Annotated in this window: 18 protein-coding genes and 1 pseudogene; 11 read left to right on the top strand and 8 right to left on the bottom strand. The window is 69.8% G+C overall.

What is annotated here, in order from left to right; translation table 11 throughout:
* Positions 1–140: 140 nt before the first annotated feature.
* Positions 141–1,253 (bottom strand): pyridoxal-phosphate-dependent aminotransferase family protein, encoded by a 1,113-nt coding sequence (locus tag ACMGFG_RS01815; RefSeq protein ID WP_436928642.1) that lies wholly within the window; start codon positions 1,251–1,253, stop codon positions 141–143.
* A 161-nt stretch (positions 1,254–1,414) separates the two neighbouring features.
* Between ACMGFG_RS01815 and ACMGFG_RS01810 the strand changes: the two genes are divergently transcribed.
* Positions 1,415–1,777 carry a MarR family transcriptional regulator gene (locus ACMGFG_RS01810; RefSeq protein WP_436928641.1) on the top strand — a complete coding sequence of 121 codons (363 nt, stop codon included), beginning with the start codon at positions 1,415–1,417 and terminating at the stop codon, positions 1,775–1,777.
* Positions 1,778–1,904: 127 nt separating this feature from the next.
* Positions 1,905–2,117, top strand: coding sequence for a hypothetical protein (locus ACMGFG_RS01805; RefSeq protein ID WP_436928640.1), 213 nt, complete (start codon positions 1,905–1,907; stop codon positions 2,115–2,117).
* Between the two features lie 221 nt (positions 2,118–2,338).
* Here ACMGFG_RS01805 and ACMGFG_RS01800 read toward each other — a convergent pair.
* A pseudogene (locus ACMGFG_RS01800) lies at positions 2,339–2,524 on the bottom strand (winged helix-turn-helix domain-containing protein); the annotation flags it as partial.
* A 105-nt stretch (positions 2,525–2,629) separates the two neighbouring features.
* Here ACMGFG_RS01800 and ACMGFG_RS01795 point away from each other — a divergent pair.
* The gene (locus ACMGFG_RS01795; RefSeq protein ID WP_436928639.1) at positions 2,630–3,691 is read left to right on the top strand and encodes an inorganic phosphate transporter; all 1,062 of its coding nucleotides are present in this window, start codon (positions 2,630–2,632) and stop codon (positions 3,689–3,691) included.
* Positions 3,692–3,800: 109 nt separating this feature from the next.
* On the opposite strand, the gene ACMGFG_RS01790 is transcribed toward ACMGFG_RS01795, so the two are convergent.
* On the bottom strand, positions 3,801–4,196 hold the full coding sequence (locus ACMGFG_RS01790; protein ID WP_436928638.1) for an Hsp20/alpha crystallin family protein: 396 nt from the start codon (positions 4,194–4,196) through the stop codon (positions 3,801–3,803).
* A 634-nt stretch (positions 4,197–4,830) separates the two neighbouring features.
* On the opposite strand from ACMGFG_RS01790, the gene ACMGFG_RS01785 reads away from it, so the two are divergent.
* Positions 4,831–6,114: a TIGR00341 family protein gene (locus ACMGFG_RS01785; protein WP_436928637.1), complete on the top strand. Its 1,284-nt coding sequence runs from the start codon at positions 4,831–4,833 to the stop codon at positions 6,112–6,114.
* A gap of 129 nt (positions 6,115–6,243) precedes the next feature.
* Complete coding sequence (locus ACMGFG_RS01780) at positions 6,244–6,999, top strand: SIMPL domain-containing protein (RefSeq protein WP_436928636.1); 756 nt, start codon at positions 6,244–6,246, stop codon at positions 6,997–6,999.
* 194 nt (positions 7,000–7,193) lie between these two features.
* Here the strand turns inward: ACMGFG_RS01780 and ACMGFG_RS01775 are convergent, their stop codons facing one another.
* Positions 7,194–8,201 carry an NOG1 family protein gene (locus tag ACMGFG_RS01775; protein WP_436928635.1) on the bottom strand — a complete coding sequence of 336 codons (1,008 nt, stop codon included), beginning with the start codon at positions 8,199–8,201 and terminating at the stop codon, positions 7,194–7,196.
* A 172-nt stretch (positions 8,202–8,373) separates the two neighbouring features.
* On the opposite strand from ACMGFG_RS01775, the gene ACMGFG_RS01770 reads away from it, so the two are divergent.
* The 5 genes from ACMGFG_RS01770 to ACMGFG_RS01750 all read left to right on the top strand — a co-directional run bounded on the left by ACMGFG_RS01770 (position 8,374) and on the right by ACMGFG_RS01750 (position 10,396).
* On the top strand, positions 8,374–8,739 hold the full coding sequence (locus ACMGFG_RS01770; RefSeq protein ID WP_436928634.1) for a DUF5518 domain-containing protein: 366 nt from the start codon (positions 8,374–8,376) through the stop codon (positions 8,737–8,739).
* A gap of 78 nt (positions 8,740–8,817) precedes the next feature.
* A complete protein-coding gene (locus tag ACMGFG_RS01765) occupies positions 8,818–9,246 on the top strand; it encodes a hypothetical protein (RefSeq protein WP_436928633.1) in 429 nt (142 codons plus the stop codon).
* A 55-nt stretch (positions 9,247–9,301) separates the two neighbouring features.
* Complete coding sequence (locus ACMGFG_RS01760) at positions 9,302–9,616, top strand: ASCH domain-containing protein (RefSeq protein WP_436928632.1); 315 nt, start codon at positions 9,302–9,304, stop codon at positions 9,614–9,616.
* Between the two features lie 80 nt (positions 9,617–9,696).
* Positions 9,697–10,065, top strand: coding sequence for a MarR family transcriptional regulator (locus ACMGFG_RS01755; RefSeq protein ID WP_436928631.1), 369 nt, complete (start codon positions 9,697–9,699; stop codon positions 10,063–10,065).
* Complete coding sequence (locus tag ACMGFG_RS01750; protein WP_436928630.1) at positions 10,055–10,396, top strand: hypothetical protein; 342 nt, start codon at positions 10,055–10,057, stop codon at positions 10,394–10,396. The genes ACMGFG_RS01755 and ACMGFG_RS01750 overlap by 11 nt, the downstream gene beginning before the upstream one ends.
* Before the next feature lie 59 nt (positions 10,397–10,455).
* On the opposite strand, the gene hisE is transcribed toward ACMGFG_RS01750, so the two are convergent.
* The 3 genes from hisE to pdxT form a co-directional block, all read right to left on the bottom strand.
* Positions 10,456–10,743 (bottom strand): phosphoribosyl-ATP diphosphatase, encoded by a 288-nt coding sequence (hisE, locus tag ACMGFG_RS01745; RefSeq protein ID WP_436910995.1) that lies wholly within the window; start codon positions 10,741–10,743, stop codon positions 10,456–10,458.
* Between the two features lie 67 nt (positions 10,744–10,810).
* A complete protein-coding gene (locus tag ACMGFG_RS01740; protein WP_436928629.1) occupies positions 10,811–11,056 on the bottom strand; it encodes an SHOCT domain-containing protein in 246 nt (81 codons plus the stop codon).
* 375 nt (positions 11,057–11,431) lie between these two features.
* Positions 11,432–12,055, bottom strand: a complete 624-nt coding sequence (gene pdxT, locus ACMGFG_RS01735) for a pyridoxal 5'-phosphate synthase glutaminase subunit PdxT (protein WP_436928628.1) — start codon at positions 12,053–12,055, stop codon at positions 11,432–11,434.
* A 323-nt stretch (positions 12,056–12,378) separates the two neighbouring features.
* Here pdxT and ACMGFG_RS01730 point away from each other — a divergent pair, with 323 nt between their 5' ends.
* On the top strand, positions 12,379–13,392 hold the full coding sequence (locus ACMGFG_RS01730) for a PrsW family intramembrane metalloprotease (RefSeq protein WP_436928627.1): 1,014 nt from the start codon (positions 12,379–12,381) through the stop codon (positions 13,390–13,392).
* Between the two features lie 7 nt (positions 13,393–13,399).
* Here ACMGFG_RS01730 and ACMGFG_RS01725 read toward each other — a convergent pair whose 3' ends face one another.
* Positions 13,400–14,056, bottom strand: coding sequence for a riboflavin synthase (locus ACMGFG_RS01725; RefSeq protein WP_436928626.1), 657 nt, complete (start codon positions 14,054–14,056; stop codon positions 13,400–13,402).
* Positions 14,057–14,086: the final 30 nt, after the last annotated feature.

The raw sequence follows: 14,086 nt of genomic DNA, 5'->3' as shown, positions 1-14,086 counted from the left end.
CGATCCCCACGTATAGGAACGGCTCACCGGTTCCCGCGGTCCGGCACGGTCGCCGAACACGTTCGTCTACCCAGTCTCCCTACGGGGATCTGGATCCATCGGAGAAACGCCGCGGTCGCCGTCGGTGCGCGGTCGCCGGTTCAGAGACCGGCTACGTCTTCGATGGCGTCGGTGAGTGCCCGGATGCTCTCGAGGTCGTGTTCGCCCATGTGGCCGATGCGGAACGTTTTCTCGCCGAGCTGGGAGCCGTAGCCGTTCGAGAAGACGAAGTCGTACTCCTCGGAGACCTGCTCGATGGTCGCGGCCACGTCGATGTCCTGGGTGTTCTCGATGCAGGACACGGTCTGGGAGCGATACCCCTCCTCGGCGAAGAGATCGAAGTGCTCGCGTGCCCAGTCGTGGACGTACTCGGTCATCTCCTGGTGGCGCTGGTCGCGGGCGCGGTGGCCCTCCTCCAGCATGTGTTTCATCTGCTTGCGGTAGGCGAGCATGACGGGGATGGCGGGCGTCGAGTGGGTCTGGCCCTTCCGGTCGTAGTAGTCGAGCGTGCGCTGGAAGCCGCCGTACCACGAGGCCGAGTCCTTGTCGAGTTCGCGCTCGTAGGCCTCGTCGCTGACGACGCAGACCGCGAGGCCGGGCGGCATGGCGAAGGCCTTCTGCGTGGAGGCGAAGATCACGTCGATGTCGTGTTCGTCGATGTCGACGTAGTCGCCGCCCAGCGCGGAGACGGCGTCGACGACGAAGTAGGTGTCCGGGTACTCCGCGACCACGTCGCCGATCTCCTCGATGGGGTTGCGGACGCCCGTCGAGGACTCGTTCATGACGGTGGCGACCACGTCGTAGTGTTTGTCCGTCGATTCGAGGTGCTCGCGGATGTCCGCGGGCTTGATGGCCTCGCCCCAGTCGTACTCCAGGCGGTCGACGTCCTTGCCGAGCCGTTCGGCGACGTTGGCGTGCCGTTCGCTGAAGCTCCCGCAGGTCGGCACGAGGATGTTCTCGTCGACGAGGTTCAGCGTCGAGGCCTCCCAGAACTCGGTGCCGGAGGCGGTGAGGATGACGACCTCGTTGTCGGTGCCGAGGAACTCCTTGGTGTCCTCGACGATGGTCGTGTAGAGGTCGGTCATCCGGTCCATCCGGTGGCCGAACATCGGCTGGGCCATCTCGTCGATGACGTCCTCGCGGACTTCGGTCGGGCCGGGGATGTACAGCGTCTTGTCGTCGTAGTCGCCTGTGTATTCCTGTTTCTTGGGCACGGAAACCACCGTCTGTTACCGGAACGCTCGGAGCGAGGCGGTATGGTAGTTTTGATGACGGGGCGACACCGTCGACGCAGTCGACACAGTTCGGGAGCGACGCGTCACAGTCCGGCCGCCGCCGGAGTTATTACGTGGAGTTACGTAGTTACACCCGTTACATGCCCATCGACGTCGACGAGTTCGAGGAGGCGCCGGAGGCCGAACTCCGTGCGACCGGAAGCGGTCCGACTAACGCCGAGCGAGTGCTGGCGTTCCTCGGCGAACACGACGACCAGGCGTTCACGCCGAAGGAGATCAGGGGGGCGACGGACGTTCCGCGCGGGAGCATCGGGGTCGTGCTGAGCAGACTGGAGGACCGAGGGGTCGTCCGCCACCGGGGGGAGTACTGGGCGATCGCGCCCGACGCGGATATCGACGCTGCGCTCACGAGCGTCCGCGTCGCCCGTGCCGCGAGCGACCGGCTGGGGGCCGAAGACCCGTCGGCGTGGGGTCCCGGTGTCGACGACCCGGAGGACGGGTAGATGCCCTCGCGCGGTGAGGTCTGGTGGGGTCCCGCGCCGCACAAGAACACCCCCCGCGTATCGGCCGTGGCTGGTCCTCAGTACTGACGACCACCCGTTCGCCGGCGAGGAGTGCATCTGCGCCGCGATGACCACACAGGACCACGACGAGGGGATCGCCGTCCCCGACGACGCGTGGGTCGCCGGCGGGTCCGAGAAGCGGGCGTACGTCTCGCCGTGGTACGTCGCCACGGTGAAACACGCGGCGTTCGACCGCCAGCAGGGGACGCTCGCCCAGTCGCTCGTCGGCCGGGCGGCGGCCGCACTGCACGGGTACGCGCCCGAGTCCGCCACGGCCTGATATCCTCGCTCACCCGCGCCACGGCGCCGAGAGGTGGACGTGGAACAGTTTCTCGTAGTCCTCGTCGCCGCAGACCGGGCACTCGTCGGTGCCGGCAGGGTTCGCGTCCGGGCCGTCGGCGTCCGCGCCGTGGTCCTCGGCCGCGCCGCCCGTTTGCCCGTCGCCGCGATCACGCGATCCCCGGCCGGTCCGAGTTCGTAGCCCTCGGTCGTCTCGTGGACGAAGTACTCGCAGAGGCGCCGCAGGTGGTAGCTGAACCGGCCGGAGTCGGCGACGCCGCACCGCTCGCGCAGGCGGGTGAACGTCAGCGGCTCGTCGGCCTCGGCCAGGGTCCGCAGGATCGACAGGCGCGTCTCGTCGCCCAGCAGTTCGAACGCCTCGGTCGGGCCGTCGACCGAACGGGTCATCGCCGGGAGTGCGGCCGGCTCCGTCCTGTACTTTGTGGGCGCGGGGGTCGCCACATAACTTATGGAAAAGGTTTATCGAGAATCAGGGAAAACAACAGCGACGAGATGGTGGGTTCGACGCTCGCGCTGGCCGGGGGAGTTGTCGCGTCGTCGTTCGTCGCGCTGAACGTCGGCGGGTCGTCGATGGGGGTGGCTTTCGGGCCGGTGACGGGGAGCGACGCGGTCGGAACTCGCCGGGCGGCGATGCTGATGGCGCTGTCGGTGGCACTCGGCGGGGTCACGTTCGGCGGGCGCGTGACGGAGACGCTGGGGGAGCAGTTCGTCGCCCCTGCCGTGTTCACGGTTGAGGCGGCGCTGGTCGTCCTCGCGGTGACCGGCGTGGGTATCCTCGTCGGGAACTACCGCCGGGTGTCGGTCAGCACGTCCGCGACGGCGGTCGGCGCGGTGTCGGGGCTGGGGCTGGCGGCGAACGCGCTCCGCTGGGGGACGGTCGCGCGGGTCGTCGGCTCCTGGGTCGCGGCGGCGATCGTCGCGTTCTGGCTGACGGCCATCGTCGGCCGCTACGGCTACGACCGGGTCGTGGCGGCGCTGCGAGGCCGTCCCGGCTGGTCGCGGGCCGCGCTGGTCGTCGGTGGCTGTGCCATGGGCGCGGCCGCGGGCGGGTCGAACGTCGCCAACGCGGTCGGCGCGCTGGTCGGCGCGGACCTGGTCCGGATGGGGCCGGCGACGGGGCTGGGCGTCGCTGGCATCGCCGTCGGTGCCGCCGTCCTCGGCCCGCGCACGCTGGAGACGGTCGGCGAGGGGATCACGAACCTCTCGGTGGCCGGCGCGCTGGTCGTCCAGACCGTCGCCGCCTCGATCATCACCGCCCTCAACGTCGTCGGGATCCCCGCGAGCCTGGCTGTCACGACGACGATGGCGGTCGTCGGCCTCGGGTGGGGGCGGGCGAGCCGCGCCGTCGACGGTCCGGACGAGGGCGTCGGCGGACTCCGGGAGGCCGGTCCGAGTAGCGCGTCGGACGGGGGCCGGGCGGGCGCGGACCGCTCGGCCCCGGCGGGCGCTGCCCTCTACGACCCGGCGGTCACCAGACGGATCGTCCTGACGTGGGTGGCGACGCCGGCGGTGGCCTGCGGGCTGGCGGTCGCGGCGTTCGGCGCGCTGGCCTGACGCCGCGGGTGGCGGCCCGCCCGGACGGACCGGGGGCTGACGGGGAGGTGATCGACGTCGAGAGATGAGCGACTACCGCCGCGATGGCGGCGGGGACGACCGGGACCGCTCAGGACAGGTCGATGTTCGCGGAGTCGTCGGCGCGGTCGAAGGTCACTTCGAGGATGCCGTTGTTGTACGACGCCGCGGCGGAGTGCTCGTCGACGCGGGCGGGCAGGCGGACCCGCTCGTGGTACTCGCGGGCGTCGCCGGCCGCGTCGAGGGTGAGCACCTCGCCGTCACAGCGCAGGTCGATGTCCCGTTTGTCGACGCCGGGGATGTCCGCGACCACCCGCAGGGAGTCGTCCTCCTCGTACACGTCGAGGTGTACGTCCGCGCCCGACGGGTCCGAGGCGCCGGGGTCGGCGCCGCCGCGGGTGCGGGCGTCGTCCATCACGTCGTTCATCATCCGCTCTATCTCCCGGAAGAACTCGTCGAAGGGGTCGTCGCGGTCGTCGCGTCGCATGCAACGTGCTATGTGGATCGGCGGCAAAAGCTTTCGGCTCGCGGATCCGTCCGGGCGTGACGGCGTGTGAGTCGAGTCGGTGTTTCGAGTCGCCCCCTCGTGAAGGAGATAGGGTCGATCGCGACCGCACTCGACGGCAGGCGATGAAAGCCCTCGCCGCGCTCGCTAGCGGTCTCGGTGACTGCATCGGACCGCAGGCGATGAAAGCCCTCGCCGCGCTCGCTAGCGGTCTCGGTGACTGCATCGGACCGCAGGTGGTGAAAGCCCTCGCCGCGCTCGCGGTCGCTGAGCGGGATATCCGCGCTCTCGGCACCGCCCGCGCGGATAGTGACCCGCTCAGGCGACCAGGCAAGCGCGAGCGCGCCTCGCCCTTTCAGTCCACCAGGGACCGCACCGCCCCGCACAGCACCGCAGACGGCCACGAACCTCCCTAGCCGATTGCGCTTCTCGCAGGCTGCGATGCTCATCCCTCGCGCGGTTTCCGTCGCGCGCACGAGAGCGCGCTCCAGCGCGCGCCGACCGCACTGCGACCGATACCTGTCCCCTGTACCGCGGAGCCGTCCGCGCGGTGACTGCGAAGCGCGGCGGGGTTCGATCCCGAGCGTATTTCACCGTCCTGCACGTTCGGTGGCACGTGCGTCTCGTCCAGATCACGATCCCGACGGGCAAGCGCGAGACCGTCACGCGAGCGCTCGACGAGGAGGACATCGACTACATCGTCACGGACGAGACCAGCGGCCGGGAGTACGCCGCGGTGGCGTACGTCCCGCTCCCCACGAACGCCGTCGAGCCGGTGCTGGACACGCTCCGGAGCGCCGGCATCGACGAGAGCACCTACACGGTCGTCCTCGACGCCGAGACGGTCGTCTCCGACGAGTTCGACCAGCTGGAGGAGCGCTACGCCGAGGAGGAGAACGGCGACCGCATCGCCCGGGAGGAGCTGGTCGCGGCCGCGAAGGACCTCCTGCTGTCGACCCCGGCGTACCTCGTGATGACGGTCGTCAGCGCGGTCATCGCGACCGCCGGGCTCCTGCTGAACTCCCCCGCGGTCATCGTCGGGTCGATGGTGATCGCGCCGCTGATCGGCCCGGCGATGGCCGCCAGCGTCGGGACGGTCGTCGTCGACGACGACCTGTTCGCCCGCGGCGTCAAACTGCAGGTCGTCGGCCTCGCCGTCTCGATCGCGAGCGCTGCCGCCTTCGCGTGGCTGGTCAAGACCGTCCACCTGATCCCGCCCTTTACCGACGTGACGGCCATCCCGCAGGTCCGCAGCCGGCTGTACCCCGACTTCCTCTCGCTGGTGGTCGCGCTCGGCGCGGGCGTCGCCGGCGCGATCTCGCTGACGGCGGGGATCTCATCGGCGATCGTCGGCGTGATGATCGCCGTCGCGCTCATCCCGCCGGCGGCGACCGTCGGCATCGGCATCGCGTGGGGCAAGCCCGTCGTCTCGCTGGGCTCGGGCGTGCTCGTGCTGGTGAACCTGCTGTCGATCAACCTCGCCGCGCTGGTCGTCCTGCGCTACAGCGGCTACCGGCCGACCAACTGGTTCCAGCTGGAGGAGGCCCGCGGCGCGACCGTGCGCCGGATCGGCGTGCTCGTCGTCGCCATCGTCGCGCTGTCGGTGTTCCTCGGCGGCGTCACCTACGACTCCTTCCAGGGGGCGACGACCGAGGAGCGGATCCAGGAGGCGACGAACGACGCGCTCGCCGAGACGGAGGGGTCCCCGGAGGTGCTCTCGATGGAGGTCAACCGCAGCGGCGGCCCGCTCTTTCGCCACCCCGTCGGGATCACGGTGACCATCGGCGTCGACGACCACGACCACCCGGCGCTGGCCGAACGGATCGACAGTCGCGTCGAGCGGGCCGTCGACCGGGAGGTCCGCACGCAGGTTCGATACGTCGTCACCGACTCGGCCTGACAGTCAGCTGTCACCCGAGCGGGGCCGGTCACGGTCCAGTGTGTCCCGTCAGACGGTGATTTCGGACCTTCAAAGAGGCGTTTGAGTTAACGTGGTTGCTATTTGATAGGGGGTCGTCCGAACGAGTGCATGAACTCACGACTCACACTCGCCGGCGTGGCCGTCGTCGCCGCGCTGCTGGCGACGGCGGGCGTCGGCGCCGCGTTCGCGGCCGGCGGCTCGCCGGTCGAGGCACAGCAGTCCGCGCAGGCGGACGGGAGCGACACGATCACCGTCGGGGCCTCCGGCCAGGTCCAGGCCGCGGCCGACCGCGCGGTGGTCCGCGTCGGCGTCGTCGCGACGGGCGACGAGATCGAGACGGTCCGGTCGCACCTCTCGGAGAACGCCAGCTCGATGCGCTCGGCGCTCGAGGAGATGGGTATCGAGGACGGCCAGATCCGGACGGCCTACTACGACATCTCGACGAACCGCCGCTACGGCGGCGCGCCGAGCGAGGAGCCGGCCTACCGCGCCATCCACACGTTCGCCATCACGACCGACGACCCGGATAGCGTCGGGCAGGTCGTCGATACCGCCGTCACCAACGGTGCCGACGAGGTCGACGGGGTCGAGTTCACCCTCTCGGCGGACAGGCGCGAGGAGCTCCGCCAGGAGGCCCTGACCGAGGCGATGAACGCCGCGCGCGGCGAGGCCAGCACCATCGCCGCCGCCGAGGACCTGACCGTCGCCGGCGTCGACCGCGTCTCGACCACTGGGTACAGCGCCCGTCCCTACAGCGTTCAGACCGCGGCGCTCGCGGCCGGTGGCGACGCGGGCACCTCCATCGACAGCGGCCCGGTCAGCGTCAGCGCCTCCGTCACCGTCGTCTACGAGACGGACGGCTGACGACGCCGGTTCGCCGCCCGCCCCACCGACACCCCTCTGACACCCACCGTCCGACGCCCCCGATCCCACGGCGTCGGGCACTCCCCACCCGCTGACGGTTCCGTTCTCCCGTCACCGGAGTCCCCGGTGACGCTTCGCTCACCTCGACAGCCGCGGCTCGCGGTTCTGCGAACCGCCGCAGGACGAGAGCTTCGTCAGGACCCGTCGTAGGGCAGTTCCGGCTCGTAGTCGACCGCCTCGACCGCGGCGTCGAGGACGCCCTGGACGTTCTCGTCCTCGGTGACGCTCATGTACAGGTCCGCCGCCACGTCCCGCGAACGGTCGGCCTTGTTGCAGACGGTGAGCACGGGCACGTCGAAGCGCGCTTCGAGGTCGTCACGCAGCGCCAGCTGCGTGTCCAGCGGGTAGCCACACTCCCCGCTGGCGTCGACGAGCACGAGGACCCCGTCGGCGAGGTGTTCGAGCGCGCTGACGGCCTGCGATTCCACGTCGTTGCGCTCCTCGGGCGCGCGGTCGAGGAGACCCGGGGTGTCGACGATCTGGTAGCGGATGTGTCCGTCGTCGAAGTGGCCCACCCGGATCTCGGTCGTCGTGAACGGGTAGGAGGCGGTCTCGTTTTCGGCGTTGGTGACGGCGTTGACGAACGTCGACTTGCCGACGTTGGGGTAGCCGGCGACGACGATCGTCGGCTCGTCGGGGCGGATGTCCGGCAGGGTCTTCAGGTCGTCGCGGGCGGCGCCGACGGCCGCGAGGTCGTCCTCGACCTCCTCGACCACGTCGGCGATGCGGGCAAAGGCCTGCTCGCGGAGCTTCCGGGCGGTGTCGATGTCGCCGGTGGCGATCCGGCCCTGGTACTCCTCGCGGATCTCCGCGGTCTTCCCACTCGCCCAGTTGATCTCCGAGAGGTGCTGTCGGACGGCGTCGATGCCGCCGATGTCCGGCGCGTCGTCGCCCGTCGTGTTCGACGCGATGACGGCGTCGGCGAGTTCCTCGTAGAACGGGTCCAGGTCGTCGAAGTCCGGCCAGTCGGTGACGACGTTCTCCAGGTTGTCGGAGGCGATGTTCGACGCCGTCTGTAGCATCGAGAGTGGGGCGTCGTGGCCGCTCTTGGCCCGCCCCGCGCGCGCGGCCCGCGAGAACGCCTTGTCCACCAGCTCCTCGGCGGTCGGCGTCGTCGGCAGGTCCTCGAACGGTTGGCTCATTGCACCCCCGTAGACGGCCGGCGCGTAAAAGACCGTTTACTCGGCGACGGCCGTGTCAGCCCGCCACAGCCCGCGGGGCGGCGCCTGTTGTCCGACCCGCACACCCGCCCCGTCCACCGCGCCTGCGAACCCCGGCGGATCGCCTATGGGCCCCGGCGCCCTACAGGGGGTGATGACAGACTGGAGCGCGGTCGTCTGGGGATTCGTCGCCGGCATCGTCGCGGGATTCGCCGCCTTCCTCGTCCCCGTGGTCGGCCACGTCGGCGCCGGGCTGATCGCGGGGTTCGTCGCCGGCTACCTCGCCGGCGGCGGCCTCGGAAACGGCCTCTGGCACGGCCTGCTCGCCGGCGCCTTCGGCGGGCTGGTGCTCGTCGTCGTCACCGCCCCGATCGCCGGCCTCCTGGGCGGCGCCCTCGGCGGTCCCATCGGGGGCCTGCTCGGTGGCCTCAGCGTGGTCGTCGTGGGCCTCGTCATCGCGTTCGTCTTCGCCCTCGACAGCGCCGTCGGCGGCGCCATCGGCGCGGTCCTCGCGGACTGACCCGCCACGCGGCGCCGACCCGACCGCCGGTCCGCCGCTCACGTGACCTTTTAAGACATCCCCGCGACTGTCGCCGGTGTGAACCGTTCGGGCGCCCTCCTGGTCGGGACCGCCGTGAACGTCGTGACGCTCGGCGTGCTCCTGCTCGCGACCGATATCGTCCTGCTGGGGTCGCTCGCCGGCGGCCTCGTCGCCGGGTTCGCGGTCGGGGAGCTCCGGGGCGGTGCCGTCGTCGGCGGCGCCGCTGCCGTCCTCGCCCCGCCGGCCGGTGCCGCGGTCGCGGCCGCGCTGACAGCCGTCGCGCTCGTCGTCGGTCTCGCGCTGGGGAGCCAGAGCGCTGCGTACGGGCTCGTCGGGGTCGCGATGGGCGTGTTCTCGCTCGGGCCGGTCCTCGGGCTGGCGTCGCTGCTCGTCTTCGCCGTCTCGCTGCTCGTCCTCGTCCCGCTGGGCGTCCTCGGGGGGATCGCGGGGGGCGTCGCCGGCCGGGCGCTCCCCCGCCGACCCTGAGTCACGGGACCCACGCCGTAGTCACCCTTTTGCTCGTCCCGCCCTCATCGCCGACATGGCCGAGATCGACGCCGGCGAGGTCCTGCCGAACGAGCACGTCCAGCAGATGGCCGCGGCGGGGAAGGTCACCCAGCTGCACCGCGGACACAGGTACGCCGACGAGGGCGACACCTTCGAGATCGACGGGACGACCTTCGAGGTGACCGACGTGACCCGCCGCACGCTCGGGGACCTGACCGACGAGGACGCCCAGCGTGAGGGGTCAGAGGACCTGGAGGCATACCGCGAGCGGCTGAACCGCGTCCACGACTCCTTCGAGTGGGACGACGACAGCGAGGTCGTCCGCCACCGGTTCGAGCCGGTGGAGTAGCGTCGACGACAGGCGGTGCCGTCGGCGAAAGTGATATCCGTGTTTCAGCGTTACGTGCTGTTACAACCGTTAAAACAGTTATGCCCGTGAACTTCGACGAATACGCCGACCGACAGAGCGAGAACGATCTCGCGTTCGACCCCGATACACACGCATATCACATCCTGACGTTCCTGGGTGAACATCCGGACACGGGTTTCAAACCGTCCGAGATAGCCGACGAAACCGATATCAAACCGGGCAGCGTCCGCGGCACGCTGAAGCGCCTCGAAGAACAGGGCCTCGTCCGACACGCCGAACCGTTCTGGGCGATCGGTGACGACGACCGCCTGGCTGGATCGACCGGGACGATGTTGGGACTCAAAGCGCTCGGAGACCGGTACGGGGACGACCAGTTCGAAGGCTGGGACGAGAACGCGGTCGATCCGCGTGAGATGCGTGACGAGTGACCAGCCGTTCCAGCGCGCCGACGTGGTGAAACACCCGGCACCGTTCAAGAATCCGCCGAACCACCGATATTTCGTCGTTCTGAGCGACGATACCCACCCCTTCCACGGGGAAGAGTACGCCGTCGTCGCACTCACCTCGAAACAACGCCCGGAAGCGATCGAGATCGGGTCCGACGACTGGCGGTTCGGTGGGCCGCCCGGCGATAGCTACGCGTCGCCGTGGTACGTCTTCACGATCAAACACGCCGATATCAGCAACGCGCAGGGGAGTGTCACTGACGCGATGGCGGACACGATAGCGACGGAAACCGCGTCCGTTCTCGGCGTGTGACGGACGGGAAGTTCGTTCGGTGACTCCACCGGCTCACGAGGGACTCTACGGCGCGCTTCCTACCGCCGCTCGGCGAGTTCGTCGCGCAGGTCCTCCAGGTCCATATCCTTCATGGCGAGCAGGACGAGCAGGTGGTAGACGATGTCGGCGGACTCGTGGGCGACCTCCTCGCGGTCGTCGTCCTTGGCGGCCAGCAGCAACTCGGTGGTCTCCTCGCCGAGCTTCTCCAGGACGGCGTTCTCGCCCTTCTCGTGGGTGAACAGCGAGGCGGTGTACGAATCCTCCGGGAGTTCGGCCTTCCGGTCCTCGATGACGGCGAACAGCTCGTCTAGCACGTCGTCGGTCATTACCCGGGCTGTCGGCGCGCTCCGGTAAGTCCCCTCGGGTTCGCGCTCGCGGCGACCGAGCGGGGACTCACAGTCGGTCGCGCTCGCTGAGCCGGATCCGGCGCTCCTCGAAGGCCTCGTCGTCGATCTCGCCGCGGGCGTACCGGCGTTCGAGCGTCGTCATCGGGTCGGCCGCTTCGCGGGCGCCGCTGTCCCCCAGCCGGTCGGCGAGCAGGTACGCTGCGGCGAAAAGGAGGGCGACCGAGAGTGCCAGCCACAGCAGTCCCCAGGGAAGTCCGAACCCCATCCAGCCGCCGCCACCGGCGGCTCCCATCGCCCCTCCATGGGGCCCGTGGTGCGGTCCGTGCTGAAGCAGTGTCGCTGTGTCGAGCATGAGTGTCACCCTTCACGTGGACGGAGGAGCTCCGGAGATAAACCGCCGTCCGGGATTGTCACGACCTGAGAACGGGGTCGACCTACCCGGACCGCGCTCGACAGCCACCCGCGCCTTCCGCTCGCTACGCTTCCCGCTCGCGTTTCGGGACCTCCCGGCGGTCGGCTCGGCTGCTCGCGGTTCCCGGCGCTCACCTCTCGCGTTTTGCGGTGTTCGCTCCGCTCGCACCCCATCCTGCTCACGGCTCGCTTCGCTCGCCGTTCGCTACTTGGGGGTCGCCCCCTTCGGGCGCGACTCCGCCCTGCCCGCGGGTCGTTACACTCCCCGCTCGTTCTTCGAGGCCTCCCTGCGGTCAGCCTCGCTTTCGAAAAAGGCCAGGTCGTGGATCCGGGCGTCGTCGGTCAGCTCGGGGTGGAAGGAAGTAGCGACGACGGGGCCGTCCCGGACCGCGACGGCGCGGCCGTCCCACTCGGCGAGGACCTCAACGTCGCCGACCGAGTCGATGACCGGCGCGCGGATGAACACGGCGGGGAACGGCTCGTCGAGGCCGGTCACGTCCAGCGGCGCCTCGAAGCTGTCGGCCTGGCGGCCGAAGGCGTTGCGCTCGACGCTCACGTCGACCAGCCCCAGCGAGTCGACGCGGTCGTCGTTGGGGTCCGCGGCGGCGACGATGAGGCCGGCACAGGTCGCCAGCACGGGCTTGCCGTCGGCGACGTGGGCCTCGATCTCGGGCGCGATGCCCTCGCGGTGGAGGTGTCGGGAGATGGCCGTCGACTCGCCGCCGGGCATGAGCAGGATGTCGCAGTCGGGGACGACGCCCGACTGGCGGATCTCGACGACCTCGGCCTCGTCGCCGTGGCTGGCGGCGGCTCGTCGGATGGCGTCGGCGTGTTCGCTCACGTCGCCCTGGACGGCGACGACGCCCGCCCTGATGGTCATACCACTGCTACCGGACGTGCGGCGAAAAACCTCTCGCTATCCGCAGGCGTTGCGGACTACTGGTTTCCCGGCGGAACCTCCGGCGTGCCGCTCAGTCGTCTGCCGACTCCTCGGCCGTCGGCTCCTCGTCGGCGTCCTCGCCCGGCGGTGTCGAGTAGAGCATCCCGCGGCTGGAACTGACTCGTGTCATCGCCTGTCACTCCCGGATTCGCACTCATAACCGTACCCCTCAATGGGATATGGTGTGTTAAACTACCTCTAGTACGTATAAGGTTCGAGCCGCAGGGCCAAACTGTTAGGGGCTGTGGGCCGACAGGGGACCCATGTCGGACAGTCGGGATCCGGTCGAGGCGCGCGCCGACAGCGGGCGCGACCTCTACGAGGTGTCGACGTGGGAGCCGCGGTCGCTGCTGGACAGCCTGTCCGTGTTCGTCTACTCGGCGGGAGTGTCGGCGCTGCGGCTGTTCGTGGTGGTGCTGGCGCTGGCTATCCTCGCGTCGCAGTTCGTCCTCGGCGGGCTCGGCGCGGTCACCGACCCCATCGTCGGGACCTTCACGCTGCTGTCGGCGGTGCCGGCGCTGGGGCTGGCGGCGTACGTCTGGTACGCCGACGTGACCAGCTCCGAGCCGCTGGAACTGCTCGTCGGGACGTTCGCGCTCGGCGTGCTGTTCGCCGGGTTCGCCGGCGTCGTCAACACGGTCGTCAGCGTCTCGCTGGAGAGCCTGGGGCTGATGTTCTGGGGCACCCAGATCCTCTATTTCTTCCTCGTCGTCGGGCCGGTCGAGGAGACGGTGAAGCTGCTGGCGGTCCGGCTCTACGCCTACCGCACCTCGAAGTTCGACGCCGTGGTCGACGGCGCGGTCTACGGCGCGATGGCCGGCCTGGGCTTCGCGACCATCGAGAACGCCATCTACATCGCCGGCCAGACCCAGGGCATCGCCGACACGTTCAACCTCGTCCTCGCCGGGACCGGCATCACCGCCGTCCGCGCGCTCGCGGGACCGGGTCACGTCATCTACTCGGCGTTCGCCGGCTACTACCTCGGCCTGGCGAAGTTCAACCCCGACCGCGCCGGCCCCATCGTCGTCAAGGGGCTCATCATCGCCACGCTCGTCCACGCGCTGTACAACACGCTCTCGGGGTACCTGCCGGGTATCGTCGCCGACGCCACCGGGATCCCGTGGTTCGTCGCCTTCTTCGGGTTCATCCTCGTCTACGACGGGGTCTTCGGCCTCCTGCTGATCCGGAAGATCTCCCGATATCGGCGGGCCTACCACGAGGCGACCGACGAGGCGCCCGACGGCGAGCCCGCCGACCTCGCCGAGTTCGACGGCTGAACACCGGCTACAGGTACTCGCCGAGCGCCTCGCGGACCGCCGCCACGTCCGCGCCGGCCTCGGCGTCGCGGTCGGCCATCCCGAGCATGCGCTCGACGTACTTGGCGAACACGTCCACCTCGACGTGGACGGGGTCGCCGACTTCCTTCTCCGAGAGGGTCGTCTCGTGGTAGGTCGTCGGGATGATCGCCACCGAGAACGTCCCGCCGGCGTCGTCGAGCGCGGCGACGGTCAGGCTGATCCCGTCGAGCGCGACCGACCCCTTCTCGACGACGTACTGTTCGAGCCCGGCGGGGAGCTCGAAGGTGTACGCCCAGTCGTCCCCCACTCGTTCGATGTCGACGATCTCCGTGGTGCCGTCGACGTGGCCCTGGACGACGTGGCCGTCGAACCGCTCGTCGGCCGCCAGCGCCCGCTCCAGATTGACTTCCTGTCCCTCGCTCGCCGCGTCGAAGGTCGTCCGCTCCAGGGTCTCGGCGGCCAGGAACACCGAGAACCACTCGCCGGCCTCGAACTCCTCGACTGTGAGACACGCCCCGTCGACGCTGATGCTCTGGCCGCCCTCGAGGTCCGCGAACGTCGTCGCGATCCGGAGCCGGCGGCCCGCGTCGCTGTCCTCGATCTCGACGATCTCGCCCGTCTCCTCGACGATCCCGGTGAACATACCCGACGCTTGGGAGAAGTGTCGCAAAAG

It is taken from the genome of Halosimplex halobium (genome assembly GCF_051414055.1).
Classification (GTDB): Archaea; Halobacteriota; Halobacteria; order Halobacteriales; family Haloarculaceae; genus Halosimplex; species Halosimplex halobium.
The sequence above is the reverse complement of the archived record's forward strand: the minus strand, read 5'-3'. Positions and strand labels throughout refer to the sequence as shown.